Below are 25009 nucleotides of genomic sequence, written 5' to 3'. Positions count from 1 at the left end.
GATTCAAGCCGGGCCTCGTCCCCCACATCGCAGGTGTCCCGATGCAAGCCATCCGTCCCGTCGCCGTGCTCGGCGGCGTCCGTATTCCGTTTTGCCGCCAGAACACCGCGTACGCGGACGTCGGCAATCTCGGCATGTCGGTGCGCACCCTGGGCGCACTGGTCGAGAAGTTCGGCCTGCATGGCCAGCAGCTCGGCGAAGTGGCGATGGGCGCGGTGATCAAGCACTCCAGCGACTGGAACCTCGGCCGCGAAGCCGCGCTGTCCTCCGGCCTGTCGCCGCTCACGCCCGGCATCACCATGCAGCGCGCCTGCGGCACCTCGCTCGACACGATCGTGGCCGTCGCCAACAAGATCGCCGCCGGCCAGATCGATGTCGGCGTCGGCGGTGGTTCGGACACCACCTCCGACGTGCCGATCGTGTACGGCAAGCAGCTCCGCCGCCGCCTGCTCAACGCCGCGATGGGCAAGACTAACGGCGACAAGCTGCGCGCGTTCAAGGGCTTTTCCTTCCGCGAACTCAAGCCGGACTTCCCCGGCGTCGCCGAGCCGCGCACCGGCAAGTCGATGGGCGAGCACTGCGAGGACATGGCCAAGGAATGGAACATCGCGCGCGACTCGCAGGACGAGTGGGCGTTGTCCTCGCACAAGAAGCTCGCTGCCGCATACGAGCGCGGCTTCTTCGACGATCTGGTCGTGAGCTTCCGCGGCGTCTCGCGCGACAACATCCTGCGCGCGGATTCGACGCTGGAAAAGCTGGCTTCGCTGAAGCCGGCCTTCGACAGGACCTCTGGCCGCGGCACGCTTACCGCCGCCAATTCGACCCCGCTCACCGACGGTGCTGCCGCGTGTCTGCTCGCTTCGGAAGAGTGGGCGGCGAAGCACAACCATGAAGTGCTGTGCTACCTGCGCGATGCGCACGTCGCCGCGGTCGACTTCGTGCATGGCGAAGGCCTGCTGATGGCGCCGACCGTCGCGGTGCCGGAAATGCTCAAGCGCAACGGCCTGACCCTGCAGGACTTCGACATCTACGAAATCCACGAGGCCTTCGCCGCGCAGGTGCTGTGCACGCTGCGTGCGTGGGAGAGCGAGGACTACTGCCGCAACCGCCTCGGCCTGGACGCGCCGCTGGGCCGCATCGATCCGGCGAAGATCAATCCGGTCGGCTCCTCGCTCGCGGCCGGTCACCCGTTCGCGGCCACCGGTGCGCGCATCGTCGCCACCGCCGCCAAACAGCTGAAGGAACGCGGCGGTGGCCGCGCGCTGATTTCGATCTGCACCGCCGGCGGCATGGGCGTGGTGGCGATCCTCGAACGCTGATCACTCCACGCAAACGCCAACCCCGAAACGGATCATCGTTCGTATAGAGTCGCGCGACTTGCGGTGATGGCGGACGCCGCGGTTGCGGCTTCGATCCGCCTACTTTCCTCAGGGGATGGCAATGCGTACCTGGCTGGCAGCAGGGCTGTTGGTGTGTGGCGGTGTGTTGGCGTTGGGCGCTTGCAGCAAGCGCTCTAACGAGCCGGTCGAAGCGATGTCGGAACAGACCGCGGCGGATGCAGCACCGGCCGCAGCTCCAGCGGCGCCGGAGGCCCTTAGAAGTCGCGCCGCCACGGGCGGTGCGAAGGCCGAACCCGACGTCGCCACGCAGCTGCAATCGGCCGCGACCACGCAGGACGATGGCGAACGCAAGTTCATCCGCACGGCCACCGTGGACTTCCAGGTGCGCGGGGTCTATCGCGCCGCGCTCGCGATCGAAGACCTTGCCGCGCAGCATGGCGGCTTCGTGGTCCGCAATAACATCCGCACCGAGATCGACGATGTCGAAACCCGATCGAGCGGCGCCGGCAACCTCATCGAACTGACCACGTACACCATGCATGGCGATCTGCAGGTGCGCGTGCCGAGCGCCCGCACGCAAGCCTTCCTGCGCGCGCTGGCCAGCCAGGCCGAATTCCTGAACAGTCGCGACTTCTCGGCGGTCGATGCGCAGTTCGAACTGCTGCGCCAGCAGCTGGCCTACGCACGTCACCAGGATGCGCAGCAGGCGTTGGGGCAGGTCGCGCAGGAGCGCGGCAAGCTCGGCGACAAGGCCGACGCCATCCAGGCACGCACGGATTCGCAGAGCGAGCGCGACGAAGCCCTGATTGCCCAGAAGACCTTCGAGGATCGCGTCGCCTTCGCGACCATCGACCTCTCGCTGCATCAGTCGCCGCAGGTGCGCCGCACCGAACGACCGGATGTCGAGGAGATCGTGCGTCGCGAGGGCCCGGGCTTCTTCGCGCGACTAGGACATGCGATCAGCACGGGTTGGTACGGGTTGCTGGATGCCGCGATCGCGCTTACGCAATTGTGGGCGCTGTGGCTGGTGCTGACCGTCGTGGTGATCGCGGTGCGGCGCTGGCGGCGGCGGTAAATTCAACCAACCGAAAGCAGTACGTCGCAGCCATCCCTGGCGTGACCTAATGGGCTACGGATAGTCCGGCCCGGCCATCCATGGCCGGGCGTTTGCAGTCGCAGACGATGCCGATAGGGCATCGTCTTAGCGCGCCTGCTCACCCCCGCAGTCGTGGCACGCCGTGTTCGTCGCGTTCCTCGACTGCGGCCTGGTCGAAGATCTTCTGGCGCATGTCGCGCCCAGGCAACTCGCTCACGGTTTCGCCGCGGGTGGCGCGTAGCGCATTGACGTAGCTCTGGCGCGCACGGGCTTCATCGCCGATCGCGGCGAAGCCATGGCCGAGCTCTTCCCATGCCTCCGAACCCGCGCCCTGCGCCACGGCGCGATGCAGGTAGCCTTCCGCTTGCGGCCACTGGCCCTGCGTCAGCGCGATGCGCGCAAGTGTGACGAGCAACGCCGGGCTCATCGGACGCGCCTGCAGCCAGCGTTCGGCTTGCGCGCGACGGACGTCGAGACGGGCGCGATCCTGCGGCACCGGCAGACGGCCGTACAGCGCGACGAGCGACTCGTCCCACTTCGCGTCGAGGGCCGATTCGATGCTCGATGCCGCGGCGTCGTCCCAACGCAACCCGGCGGCACGTTCGGCATAGGCGGCGACGGTGCGCGCATCGCTCTTCAGCGGCTTGGGCAGCGTTTCCCAACGATCGGCCAGCACGTTGGCGTCGGCGGCTTCGCGCAATCCGGCTTCGGCCCATTGCGCTTCCAGTTCGCTCAGGCGTTCGCTGCCGAGCGCCTGTTGTTGGCGTAGCGCGCCGAGCAGTCCGTAGGCCTCTCCGGCGCGCCCGAGTGCGGCCAGGGCCTGCGCGCGCTGTAGTACGCCGCGTGGTGGCAGCGGTTGCGCGGCCGGGGCATCGAGCGCGACGAGTGCTTCCGCGGGCCGGTTTTGCGCCAGAGCGAGTTCGGCGAGCGCGATCGCATGCGTTGCAGGCTGCGTGGTCGCGATCGCATCGGCGTGTTGACGCGCCAGAACGAAGTCGCCGCGTTCGCGCGCGGCGCGTGCGGCAGCGAGTCGCGCGATAGTGGCGACGTCCTCGCGCTGCGCGGCCTGGGTCAACGACTTCTCCGCACGCAGCCACTGGCCTTGTTCCGCAGCGAGCAGGCCGTCGGTGAGGCGGGCCCGCGCCTGTTTCTTGCGATGCCGGCGAAAGGCCACGAACGGCAGGCTCAACACCTTCCACGCCAACCACAGACCGAACAGCCCGAGCAACACGACGATCGCGGCACCGACCAGCGTGGCGCTGTAGTCATTGCCGCCGTAGCGCACCAGCACATAGCCCGGATCCTGCACCAGTACCTGCGCCACCAGGGCTCCGAGCAGGGCGAGGGCGATCCAGAACAGCAGATTGCGGAACAGGTTCATGTGGACCTCCTGGTCGGAGTCATGCGTCCAGCGGACGTCAGGTATTAGCCACGCCCGCGCAGCTGTCGCAACTGCTGCAGTGTGCTGCCGAGGGTGGGCACGGACAGTGAAAGCGGCAACGCGGCGAGCGCCTGCAATTTCGCGCGCTGCTGGCTGAGTGCGGACGGATCCGGCGCCAGCCGTTGCAGCCAGCTATCCGCCCGGCGCAGAGCCTCACGATAACCATCGCCGTCGCGGCGCTCGGCGGCGGCGCGCGCCAGCGAGATTTCCAGTTGCAGTCCGGCCAGGGCCGCGGCGCGATCGGCGGCCTGCACCGCGACGGCGCGATCGGTGGGGTGCACCTGGATCAGGTTGCCGAAGGCGCGCTTCCACCACGGTGCACGCAGATCGCGGGTCATCGCGTCGCGTGTCGCCGGTGCAGTGACGGTCTGAGCGAAGGCGTCGAGTTGGGATATCGCCTTGACCCGCGGATCGGCGCCGCGCGCCTCGAGCGCGGTGCGTTCCTGCAGCAGGGTCTGACGCAGGCTCAGGTAGGCCGGGTCGTCGATGCCGTTGAGCACGCCGGCGGCCAGCGCATACGCGCGCCGCGCCCCGTCGAGATCGCCGGCGATCTGCAGACGCTGGCCACCCAGGGTGAGCAGTAGTTCGGTCTCGTCCAGACGCAGCGCCTGTGCGCCGTGGCGATCGGGATCGGCGAGCTTCTCCACGCTGTTTTCGAGCAGGGCCGCGCGCTGGGTGATGCCGTCGAGTTCATCGCGCAGCACGCGGTTGAGCGAATCGGCCTGCTGCAGACGACGGGCGTGCGAGCGCTGCTCGGTCCGCATCGAATTCAGGCGCTCGGACAACGCATCGACCTGCTGGTTGAGCTGGTCCGCATCGGCCTGCTCGTGTGCGCGCCATTGCCGCACGCCGATCACGCCGGCGGTGATCACCAGCAGCAGCGGCACCAGCCAAAGGGCGGCATTGCGGCGGCGCGGAGCGGGAGTGTCGTCGGGGGGAGTGGACACGGCGCGGCTCGTTGTGTGATCAGGGTCTCATGCTACGGCATGGCGCTGGCCCAGCGCTGCCAGCAGCTGCGCCGGTCGCGGGCCGGCGGCGAGGTCGACGTCGGTGAAGCCGTGTTCCCGCGCCAGCGAACGCAGGCGCTCGCTGGCGGCGGCCACATGTGCGTGGCGCAGCTTCGCCGCGAGCTCGGCCGGCAGCGCCTCAAGCACGTGCTGCAAGGCTTCGCCGCTGCTCAGGGCGAGCGCGAGCGGCGCATCGACGTCCGCCAGGTGCCGCAGTGCGCGCGGCGTCAGCGCGACGGCTTCGCGCGCATACACATCCGCCCGCAGCACGCGCGCACCGCGTGCCTGCAGTACCGGTGTGATTTCGCCGCGGCCACCGGGCGCGGTGACCAGACCGATGTCGAGGCCGGTCACCTGTTGCAACGCGGGCAGTGCGAGCAGGCCCTCGCTGTCCATGCGCGCAGGTGCGGCGACCTCGGCGACGCCCGCTCGGCGCAATGCAGCGGCCGTGCCCGCGCCGACCGCACACCACTGCTGCGCGCGCATTGCCGCGAGCGGCTGTAGGGCGCTCGCAGCACGCACCGCAGCGGGACTGGTGAAGACGACGCGCGGCGCCGCCAGCGCCGTGCGCAGATCCGCGCGACTGCGCGAGTCGTCGCGCAACTGCAATCGCCACGGCGACAGTGCGATCAATCCGGCCCCGTATCGCGCCGCGGCGCGGCGCAAGGCGTCGTGCTCGCCGCGGGGACGCAGCGAGATCACATACCATGAAGGGGCACGACGCCGGGACATGCGTACAGCTTCGCACAAGCCCGTCGTCGCGCTTCGCCCACGGGCGCCATCCGCACCATTCAAGCGTTCCTGCAATGCCCCATACCGCTGAACTCGAACAGCTCAACGTCCACTACCAGTCCATGCCACCGGTTGCGCTGATGCAACTGAGCATCGCCGGCTACGACGGCCGCACCCTGAAACTGCACGCGCCGTTGTCGGTGCACGTGAACGACAAGGGCTGCGCCTTCGGCGGCAGCCTCGCCTCGATGATGACGCTGGCGTCCTGGGGCGTGGTCAACCTGCTGGTCGAGCGCGCCGGCCTGCGCGCCGACATCTTCGTCGCCGACAGCCAGATCCGTTACCTCGCGCCGTTGTTCGCCGATCTCGACGTCAGCGCCGAACCCGCGCCCGATGCCGATCCCGATGAATTCATCGCCACCCTGCGCACGCGTGGCCGCGCACGCATGGGCCTGATCGCGCGCACCTGCACGCCCGAAGGCGGGGTCGCGACCGAATTCACCGCGCGCTATGTCGCCATTCTGAAGCAACCTGACTGAAAGCCGGCGCCGTGACGGCAGCCGCTGTCGTCGCCTGCGAACCTTCGGCTAGGATGCGCGCAACCGCCCCGGGGGAATCCCATGCGCCTGTTCAAGTTCATCGCACTGTTGTGCCTGCTGGCCCTGACGTCGTGCGCTTCCGCCGCCGGCAAGTCCAACAAGCTCGATCAGGCCCAGTACGCGTGGTCGGGGGCGATCCGCTGGGGTGACTTCGAAGGAGCGATGAACCTGATCGACCCCAAGGTGCGCGAGAAGCTGGACATGACCTCGCTGCAGCTGGAGCGCTACAAGCAGGTGCAGATCTCGTTCTATCGCGACATCGGCACCAGCACCGACATCAAGGCCGGCAAGTCGGTGCGCGACATCGAGATCGGCGTGATCAACCGCCACACGATGGCGGAGCGCACCGTGCGTTATCGCGAAATCTGGCGCTGGGACGCCGAAGCCAAGACCTGGTGGATCACCAGCGAGTTGCCGGACCTGTGGGACGGGCAGTAAACGCTTACGCCACCAGGTAGTACGTCGCGATCGCCACGAACACCGCCAGCGTCTTGATCATCGTGATCGCAAAGATGTCCTTGTAGGACTGGCGATGACTCAGGCCGGTCACGGCCAGCAGGGTGATCACCGCGCCGTTGTGCGGCAGCGTGTCCATGCCGCCGGATGCCATCGCGGCCACGCGGTGCAGCACCTCCATCGGGATGCCGGCCGCCTGCGCATGGGCGATGAAGGTTTCGGCCATCGCTGCCAGCGCGATGCTCATGCCGCCGGACGCCGAGCCGGTGATGCCCGCCATCGCGGTCACGGTCACCGCTTCGTTCACCAATGGATTGGGGATCGCCTCCAAGGCGTGGGCGACCACGAGGAAGCCGGGCAGGGCCGCGATCACCGCGCCGAAGCCGTATTCGGATGCGGTATTCATCGACGCGAGCAACGCGCCGCCGATCGCGCTCTTGCTGCCCTCGGCGAAGCTCGCGCGCACCGGCTTCCACGCGAACGCGAGCACCGTGGCGATGCCGACCAGCAACGCGCCTTCCACCGCCCAAACCGCCGCGACTTTCGACACTTCCTGCACGACCGGCGTGGCTTTGCCGATTGCCGCCGGCAAGAATTCGTGGCTGCTGCCGTAGAAGCGCGGAATCAGCACGGTGAACAGCTTGTTGCTCACGCCGACCAGCACCAACGGCAGGATGGCGACCACTGGATGCGCGAGTGCGGCGCCGGTAAACGCCACCGGTTCGTTCACCAGCGTCGCGGCATCGCCGTAGCCTTCGCCGCGCTGCAACGCCACACGACGGCGCCATTCGAGATAGCTGAGGCCGGCGATCAGGATGAACACCGAGCCGGTGACGCCCAGCAGCGGCGCCGCCCACGAATCGGTGCCGAAGAACGAAGTCGGAATGATGTTCTGAATCTGCGGCGTGCCCGGTAGCGCATCCATGGTGAAGGTGAACGCACCCAGCGCGATCGTGCCGGGGATCAGGCGCTTGGGGATGTTGCCCTGGCGGAACAGTTCCGCTGCGAACGGATACACCGCGAACACCACCACGAACAGCGACACTCCGCCGTAGGTCAGCAGCGCGCACACCGCGACGATCGACAGCATCGCGCGACCGGCGCCGAATACGCGGATGGTCGCGGCGACGATCGAACGCGAGAACCCGGACAGCTCGATCAGCTTGCCGAACAACGCCCCGAGCACGAACACCGGGAAGTACAGCTTGAGGAAGCCGACCATCTTTTCCATGAACAGGCCGGTGAACATCGGCGCAACCAACGCCGGATCAGTCAGCAGCACCGCGCCCAGTGCGGCGACCGGCGCGAACAGGATCACGCTGTGGCCGCGGTAGGCGACGAACATCAGGAAGCACAGTGCGGCCAGGACGATCAGGAAAGACATCGATTGCTCCAATGGCGCCGATACCGGCGCGATTCTGGAAGCGGCAAGGCTTCCCTTTCCTCGTCATCCCGGCGAATGCCGGGATCCAGCCTTGCCCGCCTGCCGGACGAGAGCTGGACCCCGGCGTCCGCCGGGGTGACGACTGTTCGGTACCGCGTTCGCCGCTACCACCCGCCACGCGCGTTCGATGGCAGGCGTCGATGCAGCGAGTCTTACGACCCGCCCGACGTCGGCCCATTGTCCGAACGTACGATGTCGCCGCCCCGTTGCTCCGGCCTAGCCTTGCCGAAACGGTGGGAAGGGGCCCACCGCAATCACTTACGCAGTACCCGCAGGAGGGGACGCGATGAAGCGCAAGGTTCTGAGTCTGGCGATCGGTTCGGTGCTGGTATCGGCATTGGCCGCGCCGGTGGCATGGGCGCAGGACGCGGCTCCGTCGGCACCACCGCAGGAAACCAGGGCGACCAATCTCGGCGCCGTCACCGTCACCGCACGCAAGCGTGAAGAGACACTGCAGGAAGTGCCGGTCGCGGTCACCGCCTTCACCGCCGACGCGCTCGACAAGCTCAATGTCGAGGATCTTTCCGACCTCGACGCGCAGGTGCCCAACCTGACCATCTATGCCGCGCGCGGTTCCAGCAGCACGGTGACCGCGTACATCCGCGGCGTCGGCCAGTCCGATCCGCTGTGGGGTGTGGATCCGGGTGTGGGCATCTACATGGACGACGTGTACATCGCGCGTCCGCAGGGCGCGCTGCTCGACGTGTTCGACGTCGAACGCGTCGAAGTGCTGCGCGGCCCCCAGGGCACGCTATACGGCAAGAACACCATCGGCGGCGCGATCAAGTACATCTCGCGCGGCCTGCCCAAGCAGTTCGACGGCAACGCGTCGATCACTGTGGGCGACTACAACCAGCTCGACGTGAAGGCGGCCGTGGGCGGCCCGATCGGTGGCGCCGACAGCGGCCTGCGCGGGCGCCTCGCCGTGGCCAGTCTCAACCGCGACGGCTTCGGCGAGAACACCGTCACCCACCAGGACGTCAGCGACAAGGAAATCCTCGCGCTGCGCGGCCAGCTCGGCGCGTATGCCGGCGACAACTTCGACGTGCAGTTCGCGTTCGACTGGATGGACGACCAGTCCGGCGTGCGCGGCGCGCAGATGCTGGCGCCCAACCGCTTCGTGCCGGGCGTGCTGCCGATGGATTCGCGCTACGACGTGCGCAACGGCATGCCGAACGTCAACGACACCACGATGAAGGGTGCCTCGATGACGGCGAACTGGCGCGCCAGCGACGACTGGTCGTTCAAGTACGTGCTGGCCAAGCGCGAGTCCGACACCGAGACCAACATCGATTTCGACACCACCCAGGCCAAGATCGCCGACGTCCAGGCGTTCTACAGCGACCAGCAGGTCAGCCAGGAGTTGCAGGCCAACTTCGACGCCGGCGGCCGGGTGCGCGGTGTGATGGGCGTGTATGCGTTCAACGGCGATGCCGGTGGCCAGGTGTTCAACAACTTCTTCAACCTGTCCTTCGGCGATACCCAGGGCATAGTTCGCACCGAAAGCATCGCCTTCTACGCCGATTGGACGATCGACCTGACCGAGAAGCTCAAGCTCGACGTCGGCACGCGCTACACCGACGAGGACAAGCGCGCGCAGGTGCTCAACCGCTGCTACACGAATGCGACCTTCACCGTGCAACGCGACTGCACGCCGCTCAACCCGAACGACGATCCAGCCGCGGCGCACTTCGATAAGTCGATCAACTTCAAGAACGTGTCGCCGAAACTCTCGCTCGACTACCAGCTCACCCCGGACATCATGGTGTACGGACTGGCCTCGCGTGGCTTCAAGTCCGGTGGCTACAACATCCGTGCACAGGCGACGACAGTGCCGCGTTCGGCCGAGCCGTTCGATGACGAGCGGGTCGACAGCTTCGAAGTCGGCAGCAAGATGGCTTTCCTTGACTCGACCCTGTTCCTCAACCTCGCCGCGTTCCACAACAAGTACAAGGACATCCAGCTGTCGGTGTTCACCGCGCTGCCGACCGGCGGGTTCTTCGGCGACTTCACCAATGCCGGCCAGGGAACGGTCAACGGTGTCGAAGTCGAATACCAGTGGTTGCCCAGCGAACACTGGCGCGTCAGCGGCAACCTGGCCTGGCTCGATGCGAAGTACGACGAGTTCAAGTTCTTCAATCCGCTGACCGCGACCACGATCGACATCGCCGACGAGCAGGAATTCACCAATGCGCCCGAGTTCTCCGGCGCGCTGAACCTGGAATGGCGCACCGGCCTGGCCAACGGCGGTGATCTGTCTGCGCGCATCGGCTACAGCTACCAGAGCGAAGTGACGGCGACCACCGAGATCATCCGCACCGTCACGCCGCCGATCGCGCCGTTCGGCAAGCCGCCGATCACGCAGGATGGTTACGGATTGATCAACGCGGGCGTGACATGGCGGTTGAACGACCATTGGTCGTTCGCACTCAACGGCAGCAACCTCGCCGATGAGGAGTACCGCACGACGGGCTACAACCTGAATCAGGCGTTGGGTGTGTACACCGGGTTCTATGGGCCGCCGCGTCAGTATTCGCTGACGGCGCGGTTCGATTTCTGACGATTGCTCTCTCCGCGGTGGGCCTGCGCGGCGCTGGATGCGAATCCACGCCGCGCTTTTCTTTTTCTTCCTACCTTGCGCACGCGCGCGTTCCGCATCTTTTCCGACAGCGGTCCGAGAAAGTATCCGGGCACCCTTCGACTTCGCTGCGCTACGCTCAGGGCGAACGGGGTTTTGGGGTTTGGGGTTTGGGGTGGTCCATGGGGTGAACTACCGAAACCGGTCATCCTGAGCGTAGGCGCGCAGCGCCGAAGTCGAAGGACCGGCGGCGCACAAGCCGCGAAACCGACCCCAAGGGTCCACGCTATCCTCGCCCCGTGACTGCAGCCCCTCCTTCCATGAGCGCACGCACGCGATGCTCCACCCCGGCCTGATCGTCTTCGCCGCGCTGCTATGGCTGGGCCTGCTGTTCGCGGCCGGCCTCTACGGCGAACGCCACCCGCAGGCCTTCGCCGCGCGCTGGAAACACGTCTATGCACTCTCGCTCGCCGTCCACTGCACCTCGTGGACCTTCTACGGTACGGTGACCCAGGCCGCGCGCTATGGCTGGCCGCTGCCGCCGACTTTCCTTGGCGCCATCCTGCTCTACGCCCTCGTCGCCGCGCTGATGGTGCGACTGGTCAAGCTCGCGCGCGAAACCAACGCCACCTCCATCGCCGACCTGATCGCCACACGCCTGGGCAAGGACACCTGGCTCGCCGCGACTGTGACCGCAGTGGCCGTGCTCGGCCTGGTGCCGTACATCGCGCTGCAATTGAAGGCGATGGCGATGAGTTTCGCGGTGCTGACCGGCAACACCCACGGCAACGCCGAAGTTCCGCCCTGGCAGGACATCGCCCTCTACGTCGCCCTCGCGATGGCGCTGTTCGCGATGCTGTTCGGTACCCGCCGCGTCAGCGCCGCCGAACACAACCGCGGCCTCGTGCTCGCGATGGCCTTCGAATCACTGCTGAAGCTGGGCGCCATGCTCGCCCTCGGCGCCTTCGTCTGGTGGGGACTGGGCGATGTACCCGCAACGACAACCGCGATACCACCGCAAACCACCAACGACGGCGGCTTCATTCCGCTGGTGCTGCTCGGCGCCTTCGCGATGTTCATCCTGCCGCACCAGTTCCATATCGCCGTGGTCGAATGCCGCGACGAATACGACGTGCGCACCGCGCGCTGGTTGTTCCCGCTCTACCTCGTGCTGATCGCGCTGCCAGTGCTGCCGCTCGCGCGCGCGGGCCAGGCCCTGCTCGGCAATACGAACGTCTCCTCCGACATGTACGTGCTCGCCCTGCCGCTCTCGCAGGGTCACGCCGGCCTCGGCCTGTTCGCCTTCCTTGGCGGCATGAGCGCGGCCACCGGCATGGTCGTGGTCAGCACGCTCACGCTGAGCCTGATGATCGGCAACCACTGGCTCGCGCCCGGACTGCTGCGCCGCGCGTGGGTGCGCGACGACAGCGGCGACCTGCGCGGCGCCGTGCGCCTGCTGCGCCGCGTCGGCATCGTCGCGATCATGCTGCTGGCATGGATGTACGGTCGCGCCGTCGCCGGCAGCGCGGCGCTCGCCGATGTCGGCGCGGTGAGCTTCTCTGCACTCGCCACACTCGCCCCCGCACTCGCCTTCGCCGTGTGGCGCCCGCATACGCCACCGCGCGCGGCGATCGCCGGCATCGTCAGCGGCTTCGCGGTGTGGGCATGGTGTCTGTTGTTGCCGGTGATGGTCTCCTCGCACGGCGTCATGCCTGCGTGGGTGAGCGAAGGCCCGTTCAATGCGCAATGGCTCGCACCCGATGCATTGTTCGGCCTCACCGGCTGGAGCCGCCTCGGCCGCGCGGTCGGCGCCAGCCTGTTCGTTGGTACGCTCGTCACCGCATTGGTCGCGGTGTGGCGCACGGCCCCAATGCGCCGCGAATCGCGCGGCCTCGATGCCGCCACCTTGCGCAACGCCGGCCGCCGCTTCCTCCCGCGCGAACGCGTCGCCGAACTGCTCGCCGCCGCACCCGTAACCGGCGCCGTCCCGCACGCGATCGAAGCCGCGATGGAACACGACCTCGCCGCCGTGCTCGGCTCCGCCTCCGCACGCGTGCTGCTCGACGCCGCGCGCCGCGAAGGCGGCAACGGCCACGACCTCGACACCGTCGCCGCCATCGTCGACACCGCCGCGCAGGACCTGCGCTTCAACCAGCGTGTGCTCGAAGCCGCGTTGCAGAACATGAGCCAGGGCATCAGCGTGGTCGACGCGCAACTGCGCCTGGTCGCCTGGAACCGCCGCTACGCGCAACTGTTCGGCTACCCCGACACGCTGCTGCGCGTGGGCACGCCCATCGCCGAGCTCTCGGCGTGGACCCTGCAACGCATGCCGCACCAGGGCCCGCTGCAACAGGCGCTCGCACGCCGCCTCGCCTTCATGCGCGCCGGCTCGCCACACTTGTCCGAACGCATCTTCCCCGACGGCAGCATCGTCGAAATCCGCGGCAACCCCATGCCCGGCGGCGGCTTCGTCGCCACCTTCACCGACGTCACCGCGTTCCGCCGCGCCGAAGCCGAACTGCTGCAGGCCAACGAAACCCTCGAGCAGCGCGTCGCCGAACGCACCACCCTGCTCGAACAAGCCAAGCGCGAAGCCGAATCCGCCAACGACGCCAAGAGCCGCTTCCTCGCCGCGATCGGTCACGACCTGCTGCAACCTCTGCACGCCGCACATCTGTTCACCGACGCGCTCGCACAGCAACTGGGCGAATCGCACGCGCGCGAAGCCGGCACACAACACGCCGTCGCCCAGATTCGCGGTGCTTTGGATTCCACCACCGACCTGCTCACCGGCCTGCTCGACATGTCGCGCCTGGAAGCCGGCGGCCTCGTGCCCGAACGCCGCGCGCTGCCGCTCAGCGACGTGCTCGATCCGCTCGCCTCGGAATTCCGCGCCCTCGCCGCCGAACACGGTCTCGCCTTCCACTACATGCCCAGCACGCTGTGGATCGACACCGACCCGCACCTGCTGCGGCGCGTGCTGCAGAACTTCCTCGCCAACGCCGTGCGCTACACCGCGCGCGGCCGCGTGCTACTCGGCGTGCGCCGTGCCGGCGACACCTTGCGCATCGAAGTGCACGATACCGGCCCCGGCATCGCCTTCGATCAGCAACAACTGATCTTCGAGGAGTTCCGCCGCGGCGGCGACGCCCCGGGGCAGGGCCTCGGCCTGGGCCTGGCCATCGCCGAGCGCATCGCCGAACTGCTGCGCGCGCCACTCACCCTGCGCAGCACACCCGGCCGCGGCACGATGTTCGCGGTGACCGTGCCGAGCGTCCCCGCGCAGGCGCGCGAACCTATCGCCTCACCTTCGCCACGCGCACGCCTGCCTGGCCTGCACGTGCTGATCGTCGACAACGAACCCATCGCGATGGACGCCCTGCGCCGCGTCCTCGAAGGCTGGGGCTGCCGTGTCAGTGCCGCCGCGCGCGAAACCGAAGCCGCTATCGCCATCCACCACGACCCCGCCGACGCCTGGCTGTTCGACTACCACCTCGACGACGACACCGGCGTCGCCCTGCACGAACGATTAAAGAAGCGCCACGGTGCCCGTCCCACCGTGATCCTCAGCGCCGACCACACCGAGTCCGTGCGTCGCGCGGTGCACGAGGCCGGATTGCCGCTGCTGATGAAGCCGCTCAAGCCCCTGGCGTTGAAGTCGGTGTTGGATAGGCTGTTGGCGGCGCGGGCGGTGTCGTACTCGTCAATCGCCTAAAAGTCCGCTTCGAATCTAAGCCGGGCGACACCGCAGACGCGTTGTTTCAACGGTGCAGCTCAATCTCGGATTGAGTTTGCTCGCTGTGCCATTTCTTCCATGCTTCTTGTTCAGCCTTGTAGCCATCCGGACTGACGATACGGGGGCGAATTAGATGGATGTCTCCGGGCTCTTTCGCAAACACGTAACGATCGCCGTGCTCGATGATCATTCGACGAATAAGGAGCGCGGTAGACAAGTTCAGCTTGGTCCCTCGCACCCATGACTTTCTCCCGATGCAGGCAAAGAGGAGGTGCTTAGGACTCAAGGGCAGCAGGATGTCTCCATTCGGAACTCCCCATCCGCCATCAAAGTTGTAGTTGCTGGGGCTAAAGAAGTTCAGTCGTACAAGCGGGTTGTCCGTCGTTGGCCACGAAACGCCTTCTGGCGCGTGGAGTATCGTCCAGCGGTTGGTCGGAAGCTTCTCAATGGTGTTTGTGAGAAGGTGGCGAAGGCTCCATATCCACAATCTCCGTCCTACGACTGTTTTAGCTGACAGGGTGCCCTTGCCGTCCGCTTCTCGACCAACCGAGACCTTCAGTGGAAAGTCCTTCGAGATTGCGAGCGTTTTCTTCGCAAGAGTTGCGCGCTCGACGCTATCCTCCAGTTGCCGAGCCGTGTCTAGAACGATTCGGTCCATCAGATCAGGCATCAGTTTCGCTTGCCTTGCCAAGAATTCCTTCAATCGCGCCGGCGTACGCGCATCTTGCGCAACGGCAAATCTCGCCAATCGTCTCCAGTGATCTTTCGTCAACCGTTGCTCGCGAATAACGCGATCGATGGCTTCCTCTGCGGGCCCCTCAAACTCGCTGTCAAGCCAACGCTCAAATTCATCAGTAGCCTCATCCCCTATCAAATATGTGTAGAGGTGTTGGCGGTAAGCAACGCCCTTAAGGGAGTGAGACCTCCAAAGTGGGCAGGCGTCGTTCTGAACGAGCAAGCGATAGGTAGGGATAACCCCGCCCGTCACCCACTGCTTGAGATAAACCTTTGGAACGTAGTGGTTGTCCTTGCGGAACTGGTGCATTGGCTTCGGCGTGCAAGACAGGAGTCAGAGTCGACTCTCTCCAGTATCGGCCGGACCTTGGGAAAAATGGCGCTCACCATGTCTTGACGCCAGTGCTACCTTGCCGCCATGCCAAACCCCGCGACCAACATTCGCTTCAAAGCCAAGCTGCATCGCCCCGCATCGCCCAAGAACGCGACGTGGGCGTTCCTCGTGCTGCCCGCTGCTGCCAGCGCCAAGTTGCCGACGCGCAGCATGGTCACGGTCGAGGGTGTGTTCGCGGGGCAGCCGTTCCAGGTGACGCTGGAACCCGACGGCGCGGGCAGCCACTGGCTGAAGGTCGAGAAAGCTCTGCTGGATGCGGCCGGCGTCGCGGCCGGTGATACGGTGGCGCTGGAGTTGGCGCCGGTGGCAAAGGAGCCCGAGCCCAAGGTGCCGGCGGATCTGAAGCAGGCGCTGGTCGACGACGCAGCCGCGAAGGCCACCTGGGACGACATCACGCCGGTGGCGCGGCGCGACTGGATTCACTGGATCACTTCGGGCAAGAAGGCCGAGACACGGGCGAAGCGCATCGCCGTCGCCTGCGACAAGCTGAGCTGCGGCAATCGCCGCGCCTGTTGTTTCGATCGTTCGGGCAAGTACAGCAAGGGCAACATGGGTCCGCCCGAAGCCGCGGAGTAAAGCAGATCAGAGCGCGCTGTTCGGCGGGCACGGGCCGGAGGAAATCGAGCGCGCACGTTCAACCACTATCTCGTGAACTCCACGAGTATTGCGAATGCGACGTGAGGATAGATCCCATGAGTGACGATCTTGCAGCCGCCAACGTCAATCGCTCGTATCAGCTCGCGGCGTCGAGCATCGCGATCTTTACGTTCCTGTTGTTCTTTCTGTATCCGAAGTTCGCCAGCGGCCAGATCGACGCCCTTTGGTATCAGGCCTCGTTGATCGTGATGGGCGTGGCGACGTTCTCGTTCGCGTTCTCGTCCTTCCACTATTACGGCGCCTCGCTTCATGACCAGATCGACGATCTCGAACGCGCGCGGTACGCGCGTCGAGGCGATCGGCTCTGGCTGCTCGGATGCGTCCTGCTGTTCCTGACGCCGAGTCTGATCCTCTTCACGATCGGGCTGCTGGCCGTCGCGTCGGTCTGGTTCGCGCTCTGGCTGGTGTACCTGTTCTTCGTGATGCGCTACTTCCCTCGCGTGCAGAGTGCGGGAAGGCGCTGAGCGGGAGTCAGCACGACCTCAGGCGTCGTCGTTTATCCCGGGTGGGCGTGAGTGTCGCGTGGAGGGCGCAATGCGAAAAGCGCCCCTCACACCCCAAGGGTGCTTCCTTCGGGCGTCCGGCGCTTCGCGCCACCTTCTCCCCGCTGGTGCGGGGAGAAGGAACTTGGTTGCATCAGCTGGGCACATAAAGAAACGGCCACCTCTCGGTGGCCGTTTCGCGTACAGCGGTGGGAAAACAGGGGTCAAAGTGCACTTCCGCGAACGTCGACTCACCTTGTTTTGCTGCTATTCGCCGCGTTAGCGAGTTGCGCTCTGCGCCGCCTGGCATAGCGCTCGAACGGAAGCCAACAACGCACCAGTCGCCTCCTCAGGCGCAAGCAGACCGGAGCTGACGAACGCGCCGTTGACCAGCAACGCCAGCTGGGCCGCGAGTTCCTCCGGTCGCGGCACATCCAGCCGGCGTGCAGTGGACGCAAGGCGTGCTCGAAGTGCCTGCATGTGGGCACGCGACACCTGACGCGCAGGGTGGTCGTGCTCGGCGAACTCCGCGGCCACGTTGATCTGTGGGCAGCCGCGGTAGTTCGAACGCGACAGCCGCTCGCCGATCCAGCGCATGTGTGCCTCCAGTTCGCCGAGCGGGTCATCGGCGTGCTGTTGGGTTACCGCATCCCAGACCGACCAGAAGTCGACGTCCTCGCGCTCGAGGAACGCGACGATCAGATCGTCCTTGGTGGGGAAGTAGCGATAGAGGCTGGTCTTGGCGACACCGGCCTCCTGGATCACCAGGTCGACGCCGACAGCGCGGACTCCGCGCATGTAGAACAAGTCCGATGCGGTCTTGAGGATGTGTTCGCGCAGGTCCTGCGGCTTGGCGTCGCGAGCGCTGCGGCGGGTTTGGGAGGGCGGCTGGGCGGTCATGGGTACGGAGGCCAAGATTTGTGGTTGACAGGATACAGACCTGTCTGTAGGTTGTGCGAAACAGACAGGTCTGTATTGTCACTTTCGGAGAGAGTCCATGAACCATCAACACGCAGCCCCCGTCGCGGTCTATGGCGCGAGCGGGCACACCGGGAAATTCGTTGTTGCCGAGCTTCGCCGTCGTGGCCTACCGGTGATCGCGGTGGGCCGCGACCCCTCCCGGCTTCCCGCGGACCTGCCCGGTCGCACGGCCGCGATCGACGACCCGGCGGCACTCGACCGCGCGTTTGCGGGCTGCGCCATGGTCATCAATTGCGCCGGGCCGTTCCTCGATACGGCCGCCCCCGTCGTGGAAGCCGCGCTGCGCGCCGGCTGCTCCTATCTGGATGTCACCGCGGAGCAGGCCAGCGCGAAGTCGACCTTCGAGACCTATGACCGGGCTGCGCGTGATGCCGGAACCACCGTCATCCCCGCGGCCGGCTTCTACGGTGGGCTTGCCGATCTGCTCGCCAGTGCATTGGTAGGCGACGAGCCGGTGGACGAGATCACGACCGCCGTCGCGCTCGATCATTGGTGGCCGACCGAAGGTACCCGCAAGACGGGCGAGCGCAATCGCGTGCCGCGGGTGGTGATCGAGAACGGGCAACTCGCACCGATGGCGACGACGCCAGGAAACATGGACTGGTCGTTCGCTGCGCCGCACGGCGTGCAGCCGGTGGTGGAGTTGCCCTTCAGCGAGATCATCACCATCGCGCGACATCTGGATGTGCGCCGCGTGCACAGCTATCTCAGCGCGGTGGCGCTCAGCGAAATTCGCGATGCGGCTACGCCGCCGCCGACGGGCATCGACACTGAGGGACGGTCCGCGCAGCAGTTCGCGATGGAGGTCGTCGCCGTCGGCACGAGCGGAACACGTCGCGCGACCGCCCACGGCCAGGACATCTACGCCGTGTCGGCGCCGATCGTGGCGGAAGCGGCCGCACGCATCCTCGATCCCTCTTTCCAGCGTCGCGGTGCGCTTGCGCTGGGCCAGGCGTTCGACGCCCGGGATTTCCTGCGCGCCCTTGCACCCACTCACCTGGCGGTGGCATTCGACCCCGCCTGATCGCTTCCGATCCTGACTTCTACTTACCAACCAAGGAAAACCACGTCATGCAACAGAAAGAACGCGCGCAGCGTCTGGCTGCCCTCCACGTCAAGGGCAATCCACTGGTCCTCTACAACGCATGGGACGCTGGCAGTGCCAAGGCCATCGCGAGTGCCGGTTCGACGGTGATCGCGACCAGCAGTTGGGCCGTCGCCGCGGCACATGGTTACGAAGACGGAGAGTCCATCCCGTTGTCGCTGGTGGAACAAATTACGGCCCGCATCGTCGGCGCGGTCGACGTTCCAGTCACCGTGGATGTCGAGGGTGGATACAGCGACGATCCAGAGGTGTGCGCGGAAAACGTTGCGCGCCTGGTCGATCGTGGCGTGGTCGGCATCAACTTCGAAGACCGCATCGTCGCTGGAACCGGGCTGCACGAGATCCAGGCGCAGAGCGAACGCATTGCGGCGATCCGTCGCATGGCGGACACGCGCGGCATCCCGTTATTCATCAACGCGCGGACCGACCTCTTCTTTGGTGCCGACGTGTCCAAGGAACTATTGGCAGAAGCTCGCGAACGCGCCAAGGCCTACGCCAAGGCCGGGGCTTCCGGGTTCTTCGTGCCTGGCCTGATCGACCTGCACGCCATCGCAGCGCTGTGCGACACGATCGACCTGCCGCTGAACGTAATGAGCATGCCGGGGTTGCCTGACGTACCAACATTGGCCAACGCAGGCGTAGCCCGCATCAGTCATGGCCCCGGACCCTACTTGCACGCGATGGAAGCAGTGCGCGCTGCAGCGCACGGTGTTCCCGCGTAGTCCAACCAGGGCGTTGGAAGCAGTTGCCTAGCGCCGGTAGTCCTGATCAGGCAGCAAGCGATTCGACGCAGACACTAAGCGCGAGCGATCCGGATCGCACGAAACCGGTCGCTCGCACCTGTCGCGCTATGTTGAACCGCCTCTGCGCACGCACTCCATCCGATCAAAGGCGCTCAGAACCGGACACCGAAGGTGAGCTTCCACAGCTTGCTCTTCTCGAGTGTCTCCTCGTCCTCGCCCTGCTCATAGGAATAGCGCACGGTCACATGGTCGGTCGGCTCGATCGAATAGTTGATGCCGGCGCTCCACCATTCGACATCGTGCGGACCCGACAATCGGAAGAAATGTCGGTAGGCGGCATCGGCGGTGATCCGCGACAGGAGCCAACGCTCGGTACGCGGCCACAGTTCGAGCTTGAATGCTGGGCCCAGTCGCACGTAGTCGTCGACGTCCAGCAGGTCCTCGCTGGTCCCGGCGTCGATCACGCGGCCGGCCTGGGCACGAAGCTGCAAATTCATCCTGACCGCGAACGGACCGATGTCTTTCGTGCCATCCATGGGCAGTCCGTCGATCCCGTACAGGAATCCCGGAGTCCAGGCCGCACGCAGTGTCGCGATCCGGCTGTCCTGAATCCGATCCGCTACGTACAACGGCGCGAGGCTGAGCTGGTCCAGGGACTCGAACTCCGCCGCGTACAGAAAACCGGCACTGATCTTCGAGGTGCCATCGTCGTCGGGGCCGGACTGCTTCGTCTGCTCACGCTCGTATCCCAGGAACGGAATCGCCTGGCGATGCGGCGCTTTCGCAAAGTCGTAGCCGAGGAATGCCGAGACCTGGAAGGTCTGGCTGTCCTCGAGGCGGTTGTCGGTGTAGGCCACTTCGGCCTGGGTGACCGCTCGGAGTTCCTGCGGGCCACCGCGGGGCAGGGACAGACTTTCGATGTCGCCGGTCAGGCGCAGCCTGTCCGTGCCGGAAGCCGCAGGCTTCGGTTTTGCCGACGCGGAGGCCGTGCGTTCCGCGCAGGACAGTCGGCGGAAGCGCTTCCGTTCGTCCAGCATCTCCGCGATTCCGCCGTACTCGGGATCCGCCAGGAGCGGCCAATCGAGCTTGTCCTGCGCCGAGGGCGTCGCGACGCGTTCGGCAACGATGTCCGCGCCGAGCGCAGACTGCAAAAGCAGGCGGACATCGTCCAACGAACCGGCATCGCCGTCCGCGCACAGGTCCTTGCCGGCACCGTTGCAATATCCGACGTCGAAAATCGCATCGACGCGCTCGCGCAAGGTCTCGTTGCCGTCCTGATTCGTGTCGAATGCCCCGCGCGAGACCGGTGTCGACGCCGCATCAAGCGCTACATACACCACCTTGACCGGATCGACCGGGTGGCTTGCATCCGCTGCGGCCGGGCACAGGCGCGCGAGATCGATTCCATCCGCGGCTGCTGCACAAGGCAGCGCGAATAGGCAGGCCAGGCATAGCAGTGACCGCTTCATGCGCCACCCCCATCGTCGCAGGCGATGGCTACGCCCGTTGGGCGATAGGCTGTCATCGCCTCGAACAACAGGCGAACGCTGCGGTTGAAGTTCTCGTCGAGCACGGACTCGGCGTCATCCAGGCTTACTTCGGGCAGCGTGTACTCCCAGCTCCTCAGCGTGCTGGCGGCGATCCGTAGTGTTTTCGTCCATGCCTGCTTGTTGCATCCCAGGTCTCCGGGCGGATCGCCGCCCGGCGTGCTCGAGATCCATGCACTGCCCTCGACCCTGCGACCGTGACGCCTCCAGATGGCGCAGCGCAGGGCGCGCCTCGCGTCCTCAAATGCCGTGGATTCCCCAACTGTCATGACGTTTTCCTTGTCGATTGCGGAACGCCCTACTCCATGGCCGGACGCGGAGATGACGGTACTCAAACTGTTCGGCGACTGCGTGCAGTCGATGGTGTGCCCCGCGACGGCGCGCATGGACGCTTCCGACGCATACTCCAGCGAGGCTAACGCAGGGGAGTCATGAACTCGGACAAGGCCGTCCTTCCGACCACGCGCGGACAGCGTCGCGAAGGCTCCCAGCGCCAGCCCGCCGCCAGCGCCGAGCACCGGCACCTTGCGCGTGTCGCACATACGCCCGCGGATGAGCCGTCCGACCTACATTGCACGCGTGCGTACGCCGGCACCGGCCGTGGGGCCCTGCGCATGGCGGCGGACGACGTCGGGGGCCTTCGTACTGCGACAGCGTATGGACTCGATTAAACGCGATGCCCCGGCAGCGCAACTACACAATGAAGTCGGGCTGTTGCCCCTCTGTTCCCGCCTTCGCCTCGCGCCGTGAAGCCTGACTGACACTTTTCCTAATTCGATGTCGATTTCGCGGACCGTCGTTCGTCATAGATCAAAACCGGTATCAATCCAGTGGAGCTTTGGACCACTGGCCGACCGAAAAACTCTGTCTTTCCACGGGCTCCCGGAAAGCAGAGTGCCGACCCTGGAGCCCACCCTTAAGGAAGAACCCGCGTGTCCAAGATGATCTTCGTCAACCTGCCCGTGAAAGACCTGGCGGCGTCCACCCGCTTCTTTGAAGCCATCGGCTGCGAGAAGAACGAACAATTCAGCAATGAGAGTTCCTCTTCGATGGTCTGGTCCGATGCGATCACCTTCCAGCTCCTGACGCGCGACCGCTATGCCACGTTCACGAAGAAGCCGATCGGCGATGCGCACGCAAACAGCGCGATGCTGATCGCGCTTCCGCAGGACAGCCGTGCGCGCGTGGACGAAATCGCAACGGCGGCTGGCCGGGAAGGTGGCAAGGCCGACATCCGTGAGCCCCAGGACCTGGGCTTCCTCTACCTGCGCACCCTGGAAGACCCCGACGGCCATACCTTCGAGCTGATGTGGATGAATCCCGAAGCGGCGATCCCAAGCGCGTAAGCGCTGGACGAGCCGTGTTCCTGCTACGACATACCCTCACTGTCACTACACCTCCAACCCTCCCACTGCGCGACTTAGCCGCGCAAGCGAGAGGGTTGGCCAATGACCCAGGATTCATTGCATGAAGCCTTTAATTGCTGCCTTCTCCGTCGCGATCGCCGCTTGCCTCGCCCTTGCGCCGCGCGTCGCCTTCAGCGCCAACACGGGCGCAGAACTTGCCAGCCCAGGCACTGTGTCAACCACGCGATCGGGGATCGCCCGGATTCGCGGCGGAAACTTCCATTACGTGATTCACGGAAACATAGACGCGCAAACGACGCCGCTACTCGTGCTCCATGGCGCCTACATGTCCTCCGACGGCATGGCGCCATTCGTGGAGCGATTCGCGAAGACGCGGCCAGTGATCGTGTTCGATCAGCGCGGGCATGGACGAACCGCCGATCTGCGTGGCCCGATCACCTACGAAGCGCTCGCTGACGATGCGGCGGCGCTGCTCGAAAGCATTGGCGTCGCCAAGGCGGACGTCTTCGGCTACTCGATGGGGGGCGGCGCAGCCATCCAGCTGGCCATCCGCCATCCGGAAAAGGTATCCAAGCTCGTCACCGTCTCGGCCGGCACGACGCTCGACTCGATCTACCCTGAAGTGCTGCAAGGCATTGCGCACGTCACGCCCGCGGTGTTCGACAACACCGCCATGCGCCGCGATTACGATCGGCTCGCGCCGCGTCCGCAGGACTTCGGTTCGCTGGTCGCGAAGCTCAAGGCGCTGGATGCCACGGCATTCGACTACACCCGCGCCTTCAGCGCCATTGAACACAAAACCATGATCGTTGTGGGCGATTACGACGTCGTGGCGACGGAGCATGCTGTCGCGATGTTCCGCTCGCGAAAAGGTGGCGCGCCTTCCGTTGCGGCACAGGGATTCCTCACGGAGCCGCCGCCGGCCAGACTTCTCATCCTTCCATCCACGTCTCATCTGGGGATCTTAGACTCGGCGGATCTGATCGTGTCTCAAGTCGTACCCTTCCTGGGCGATGTGGCGCCACCTCTGCCAAAGGGCTTCTTCTAGGCAGGTGCATTTGCCGCAGCCGGCGCCATGAGCCCGATGATCTTCGTGGTGCGAGAGGCTCATCGGTCGGACTCGGTGCTGGCGTGCCGCCAACGCAGGTTCACGCGGCGATTCTGCGCCAGGGCGTACTTTCCGTGTCCCGGTCGCGCCATTGCGAGTGGCGTGAAGGGGTCTTTCTTCACGGAGAAGGGTCATGCAACGGCGACTCTCTACATTGGCGGTAATGGTGGCCGCGCTGCTGCTCGCTTCGGGCATTGCGACGGCGCAGTACGACAACGATGGATATGACCTGACCAGTGAGCAGGTCAAATCCAGACTGGAGGCGGCCGGCTACACCAATGTCCATGACTTGGAGCGCGAGGGTGCGCACTTCGATGCCGACGCCATGAAGGACGGCAAGGCCGTGCACCTGCACGTGGATGTCCGGAGCGGCGCCATCACGCCGGTGGCCGACGAAGCGGAAGAAGAGGAAGAGCACGAGTCGCATCGTCAGCCGTAGCCGAGGTTCCCGGCGCACGCCAAGTCGACACAAAAGGAAACGGCCACCTCGCAGTGGCCGTTTCGCGTACAGCAGTGCAACGTCGATCAGAAGCGGCATCCGCCGGCCAGCGTCAGGTTGTCGGTGTTGCCGAAATGCCAGTGAAGTGCAGTACTGCAATGGGTTCGAGGCACGTTTTCAGGCATCTTCGACGCGTCCGCAGACAGGTGCCTCGAGGAGACCTGGATGGCGGAGACTCGGCCGGTAGTCGCCGCAAGTTATTGACTTGTATGCAGGATGCCGCGCCGTGTAGCCTCTGTTGATCGCTCCAAGGGACCGTCCATTCTCTTGGTCCATGGGGACGCACTTCTTCAGGTGCTCGCGTAAGAAGCAGGTAAGGAATGGCGCAGGGGAATGCGCGCCTGGCCGTAATCGAGGCTGGGGCGGAAGAAGCAATGCCAGGAGGGCGTGCGCCCGGCCTGTCTTTGAACGGCTTGGTGCTGCTGGCGCAGTTTCACGGTATTGCAGCCGATGCGCAGCGGTTGGTCCAGGTCGGCCGCGCGCGTGAGCCCTGTGGCGAGACCACGCCGCTGCGGGTGGCGCAGTTCAACCCTGAAGCCATCAAGACCGCGAAGCGCGACAGGCTCATGCCGTTTGTGCGCGCCGATGAATGGCACGGCTGTGCGTACGGTGGGTGGCGTGGTCATTCCGGCGCAACCGCTGCTCGAGGTCGTGCCGAGCGAAGAGTCGCCGGAGGCCGAAGCGACCGTGCTCAACAAGGGCATCGGTTTTGTGAAGCCCGGTCAGCCGGTGACGGTAAGGAGCGGGAGCTTCCCGTACACCCGATGCGGCTATCTGACCGGAACCGTGGAGTCGATCTCGCACGACGCCACGCAGGACGAGAAGCTAGGTCTCGTGTCTCTTGCTCTGTAGCTCGTGGCGCTACGTTGAACATCGACGATGTCGATGTGCGCATCACGCCGGGGATGGCGCGGAGTGTGGAGATCAAGGCGGGCAAGCGGAGGGTTGTCTCCTTGTTAAAC

At 65.7% G+C, this 25009-nt stretch carries 23 protein-coding genes; 14 read left to right on the top strand and 9 right to left on the bottom strand.

All coding sequences use genetic code 11. From position 1 onward, the window contains the following. The first annotated feature begins 26 nt into the window (after positions 1 to 26). Together ACYVGK_RS00555 and ACYVGK_RS00550 are read left to right on the top strand one after the other, a co-directional pair. Positions 27 to 1319: an acetyl-CoA C-acetyltransferase gene (locus tag ACYVGK_RS00555; protein ID WP_460732409.1), complete on the top strand. Its 1293-nt coding sequence runs from the start codon at positions 27 to 29 to the stop codon at positions 1317 to 1319. 121 nt (positions 1320 to 1440) lie between these two features. Further along, entirely contained in the window at positions 1441 to 2415 is a 975-nt protein-coding gene (locus tag ACYVGK_RS00550) for a DUF4349 domain-containing protein (RefSeq protein ID WP_460731276.1), read from the top strand. Between the two features lie 139 nt (positions 2416 to 2554). On the opposite strand, the gene ACYVGK_RS00545 is transcribed toward ACYVGK_RS00550, so the two are convergent. Genes ACYVGK_RS00545 through ACYVGK_RS00535 form a run of 3 tightly spaced genes read right to left on the bottom strand, consistent with a single transcriptional unit; the run spans position 2555 to position 5616 of the window. Beyond that, positions 2555 to 3817, bottom strand: coding sequence for a heme biosynthesis HemY N-terminal domain-containing protein (locus tag ACYVGK_RS00545; protein WP_460731275.1), 1263 nt, complete (start codon positions 3815 to 3817; stop codon positions 2555 to 2557). Between the two features lie 44 nt (positions 3818 to 3861). After that, a complete protein-coding gene (locus tag ACYVGK_RS00540) occupies positions 3862 to 4824 on the bottom strand; it encodes a uroporphyrinogen-III C-methyltransferase (RefSeq protein WP_460731274.1) in 963 nt (320 codons plus the stop codon). A gap of 27 nt (positions 4825 to 4851) precedes the next feature. Next, complete coding sequence (locus ACYVGK_RS00535) at positions 4852 to 5616, bottom strand: uroporphyrinogen-III synthase (protein WP_460731273.1); 765 nt, start codon at positions 5614 to 5616, stop codon at positions 4852 to 4854. Between the two features lie 74 nt (positions 5617 to 5690). On the opposite strand from ACYVGK_RS00535, the gene ACYVGK_RS00530 reads away from it, so the two are divergent. After that, entirely contained in the window at positions 5691 to 6155 is a 465-nt protein-coding gene (locus tag ACYVGK_RS00530; protein ID WP_460731272.1) for a YiiD C-terminal domain-containing protein, read from the top strand. Between the two features lie 81 nt (positions 6156 to 6236). Then, complete coding sequence (locus tag ACYVGK_RS00525) at positions 6237 to 6653, top strand: hypothetical protein (RefSeq protein WP_460731271.1); 417 nt, start codon at positions 6237 to 6239, stop codon at positions 6651 to 6653. A 4-nt stretch (positions 6654 to 6657) separates the two neighbouring features. On the opposite strand, the gene ACYVGK_RS00520 is transcribed toward ACYVGK_RS00525, so the two are convergent. Beyond that, positions 6658 to 8055 carry a GntP family permease gene (locus tag ACYVGK_RS00520; protein ID WP_460731270.1) on the bottom strand — a complete coding sequence of 466 codons (1398 nt, stop codon included), beginning with the start codon at positions 8053 to 8055 and terminating at the stop codon, positions 6658 to 6660. A 346-nt stretch (positions 8056 to 8401) separates the two neighbouring features. Here ACYVGK_RS00520 and ACYVGK_RS00515 point away from each other — a divergent pair, with 346 nt between their 5' ends. Then, positions 8402 to 10675 carry a TonB-dependent receptor gene (locus ACYVGK_RS00515; RefSeq protein WP_460731269.1) on the top strand — a complete coding sequence of 758 codons (2274 nt, stop codon included), beginning with the start codon at positions 8402 to 8404 and terminating at the stop codon, positions 10673 to 10675. A 355-nt stretch (positions 10676 to 11030) separates the two neighbouring features. Beyond that, positions 11031 to 14408 (top strand): hybrid sensor histidine kinase/response regulator, encoded by a 3378-nt coding sequence (locus tag ACYVGK_RS00510; protein ID WP_460731268.1) that lies wholly within the window; start codon positions 11031 to 11033, stop codon positions 14406 to 14408. 46 nt (positions 14409 to 14454) lie between these two features. Here ACYVGK_RS00510 and ACYVGK_RS00505 read toward each other — a convergent pair whose 3' ends face one another. Further along, on the bottom strand, positions 14455 to 15474 hold the full coding sequence (locus tag ACYVGK_RS00505; RefSeq protein ID WP_460731267.1) for a DUF4238 domain-containing protein: 1020 nt from the start codon (positions 15472 to 15474) through the stop codon (positions 14455 to 14457). Between the two features lie 108 nt (positions 15475 to 15582). Here ACYVGK_RS00505 and ACYVGK_RS00500 point away from each other — a divergent pair, with 108 nt between their 5' ends. Continuing rightward, positions 15583 to 16134, top strand: a complete 552-nt coding sequence (locus ACYVGK_RS00500) for a YdeI/OmpD-associated family protein (RefSeq protein WP_460731266.1) — start codon at positions 15583 to 15585, stop codon at positions 16132 to 16134. Positions 16135 to 16250: 116 nt separating this feature from the next. Next, entirely contained in the window at positions 16251 to 16679 is a 429-nt protein-coding gene (locus ACYVGK_RS00495) for a hypothetical protein (protein WP_460731265.1), read from the top strand. A 297-nt stretch (positions 16680 to 16976) separates the two neighbouring features. On the opposite strand, the gene ACYVGK_RS00490 is transcribed toward ACYVGK_RS00495, so the two are convergent. Further along, entirely contained in the window at positions 16977 to 17597 is a 621-nt protein-coding gene (locus ACYVGK_RS00490) for a TetR/AcrR family transcriptional regulator (RefSeq protein WP_460731264.1), read from the bottom strand. A gap of 97 nt (positions 17598 to 17694) precedes the next feature. Here ACYVGK_RS00490 and ACYVGK_RS00485 point away from each other — a divergent pair, with 97 nt between their 5' ends. Together ACYVGK_RS00485 and ACYVGK_RS00480 are read left to right on the top strand one after the other, a co-directional pair. Further along, a complete protein-coding gene (locus ACYVGK_RS00485) occupies positions 17695 to 18702 on the top strand; it encodes a saccharopine dehydrogenase family protein (protein ID WP_460731263.1) in 1008 nt (335 codons plus the stop codon). A gap of 47 nt (positions 18703 to 18749) precedes the next feature. Further along, entirely contained in the window at positions 18750 to 19505 is a 756-nt protein-coding gene (locus ACYVGK_RS00480; protein ID WP_460731262.1) for an isocitrate lyase/PEP mutase family protein, read from the top strand. Positions 19506 to 19678: 173 nt separating this feature from the next. Here ACYVGK_RS00480 and ACYVGK_RS00475 read toward each other — a convergent pair whose 3' ends face one another. Both ACYVGK_RS00475 and ACYVGK_RS00470 read right to left on the bottom strand, forming a co-directional pair. Next, on the bottom strand, positions 19679 to 20995 hold the full coding sequence (locus ACYVGK_RS00475) for a hypothetical protein (protein WP_460731261.1): 1317 nt from the start codon (positions 20993 to 20995) through the stop codon (positions 19679 to 19681). Beyond that, positions 20992 to 21615 (bottom strand): hypothetical protein, encoded by a 624-nt coding sequence (locus ACYVGK_RS00470; protein ID WP_460731259.1) that lies wholly within the window; start codon positions 21613 to 21615, stop codon positions 20992 to 20994. The genes ACYVGK_RS00475 and ACYVGK_RS00470 overlap by 4 nt, the downstream gene beginning before the upstream one ends. A gap of 399 nt (positions 21616 to 22014) precedes the next feature. Here ACYVGK_RS00470 and ACYVGK_RS00465 point away from each other — a divergent pair, with 399 nt between their 5' ends. From ACYVGK_RS00465 to ACYVGK_RS00455, 3 genes are all read left to right on the top strand, one after another. Continuing rightward, positions 22015 to 22419, top strand: a complete 405-nt coding sequence (locus ACYVGK_RS00465; protein WP_460732408.1) for a VOC family protein — start codon at positions 22015 to 22017, stop codon at positions 22417 to 22419. Positions 22420 to 22540: 121 nt separating this feature from the next. Next, complete coding sequence (locus ACYVGK_RS00460; protein ID WP_460731258.1) at positions 22541 to 23488, top strand: alpha/beta fold hydrolase; 948 nt, start codon at positions 22541 to 22543, stop codon at positions 23486 to 23488. Between the two features lie 193 nt (positions 23489 to 23681). Then, positions 23682 to 23987, top strand: a complete 306-nt coding sequence (locus ACYVGK_RS00455; protein WP_460731257.1) for a PepSY domain-containing protein — start codon at positions 23682 to 23684, stop codon at positions 23985 to 23987. A 350-nt stretch (positions 23988 to 24337) separates the two neighbouring features. Here the strand turns inward: ACYVGK_RS00455 and ACYVGK_RS00450 are convergent, their stop codons facing one another. Then, entirely contained in the window at positions 24338 to 24643 is a 306-nt protein-coding gene (locus ACYVGK_RS00450) for a hypothetical protein (RefSeq protein WP_460731256.1), read from the bottom strand. Here ACYVGK_RS00450 and ACYVGK_RS00445 point away from each other — a divergent pair. Further along, on the top strand, positions 24633 to 24899 hold the full coding sequence (locus tag ACYVGK_RS00445) for an HlyD family efflux transporter periplasmic adaptor subunit (RefSeq protein ID WP_460731255.1): 267 nt from the start codon (positions 24633 to 24635) through the stop codon (positions 24897 to 24899). The genes ACYVGK_RS00450 and ACYVGK_RS00445 overlap by 11 nt on opposite strands. Positions 24900 to 25009 lie beyond the last annotated feature (110 nt).

It is taken from the genome of Lysobacter tyrosinilyticus, assembly GCF_054779815.1.
Note: the sequence above shows the minus strand (reverse complement) of the source record. Positions and strands in the feature narration are given on the sequence as shown.

Excerpts from the sequence above, each read along its gene's own strand:
- ACYVGK_RS00550 (WP_460731276.1), top strand. The coding sequence starts at position 1,441 with ATGCGTACCTGGCTGGCAGCAGGGCTGTTGGTGTGTGGCGGTGTGTTG.
- ACYVGK_RS00545 (WP_460731275.1), bottom strand. The coding sequence starts at position 3,817 with ATGAACCTGTTCCGCAATCTGCTGTTCTGGATCGCCCTCGCCCTGCTC.
- ACYVGK_RS00535 (WP_460731273.1), bottom strand. The coding sequence starts at position 5,616 with ATGTCCCGGCGTCGTGCCCCTTCATGGTATGTGATCTCGCTGCGTCCC.
- ACYVGK_RS00530 (WP_460731272.1), top strand. The coding sequence starts at position 5,691 with ATGCCCCATACCGCTGAACTCGAACAGCTCAACGTCCACTACCAGTCC.
- ACYVGK_RS00525 (WP_460731271.1), top strand. The coding sequence starts at position 6,237 with ATGCGCCTGTTCAAGTTCATCGCACTGTTGTGCCTGCTGGCCCTGACG.
- ACYVGK_RS00520 (WP_460731270.1), bottom strand. The coding sequence starts at position 8,055 with ATGTCTTTCCTGATCGTCCTGGCCGCACTGTGCTTCCTGATGTTCGTC.
- ACYVGK_RS00515 (WP_460731269.1), top strand. The coding sequence starts at position 8,402 with ATGAAGCGCAAGGTTCTGAGTCTGGCGATCGGTTCGGTGCTGGTATCG.
- ACYVGK_RS00510 (WP_460731268.1), top strand. The coding sequence starts at position 11,031 with ATGCTCCACCCCGGCCTGATCGTCTTCGCCGCGCTGCTATGGCTGGGC.
- ACYVGK_RS00505 (WP_460731267.1), bottom strand. The coding sequence starts at position 15,474 with ATGCACCAGTTCCGCAAGGACAACCACTACGTTCCAAAGGTTTATCTC.
- ACYVGK_RS00500 (WP_460731266.1), top strand. The coding sequence starts at position 15,583 with ATGCCAAACCCCGCGACCAACATTCGCTTCAAAGCCAAGCTGCATCGC.
- ACYVGK_RS00495 (WP_460731265.1), top strand. The coding sequence starts at position 16,251 with ATGAGTGACGATCTTGCAGCCGCCAACGTCAATCGCTCGTATCAGCTC.
- ACYVGK_RS00490 (WP_460731264.1), bottom strand. The coding sequence starts at position 17,597 with ATGACCGCCCAGCCGCCCTCCCAAACCCGCCGCAGCGCTCGCGACGCC.
- ACYVGK_RS00485 (WP_460731263.1), top strand. The coding sequence starts at position 17,695 with ATGAACCATCAACACGCAGCCCCCGTCGCGGTCTATGGCGCGAGCGGG.
- ACYVGK_RS00480 (WP_460731262.1), top strand. The coding sequence starts at position 18,750 with ATGCAACAGAAAGAACGCGCGCAGCGTCTGGCTGCCCTCCACGTCAAG.
- ACYVGK_RS00475 (WP_460731261.1), bottom strand. The coding sequence starts at position 20,995 with ATGAAGCGGTCACTGCTATGCCTGGCCTGCCTATTCGCGCTGCCTTGT.
- ACYVGK_RS00470 (WP_460731259.1), bottom strand. The coding sequence starts at position 21,615 with ATGTGCGACACGCGCAAGGTGCCGGTGCTCGGCGCTGGCGGCGGGCTG.
- ACYVGK_RS00465 (WP_460732408.1), top strand. The coding sequence starts at position 22,015 with ATGATCTTCGTCAACCTGCCCGTGAAAGACCTGGCGGCGTCCACCCGC.
- ACYVGK_RS00460 (WP_460731258.1), top strand. The coding sequence starts at position 22,541 with ATGAAGCCTTTAATTGCTGCCTTCTCCGTCGCGATCGCCGCTTGCCTC.
- ACYVGK_RS00455 (WP_460731257.1), top strand. The coding sequence starts at position 23,682 with ATGCAACGGCGACTCTCTACATTGGCGGTAATGGTGGCCGCGCTGCTG.
- ACYVGK_RS00445 (WP_460731255.1), top strand. The coding sequence starts at position 24,633 with ATGAATGGCACGGCTGTGCGTACGGTGGGTGGCGTGGTCATTCCGGCG.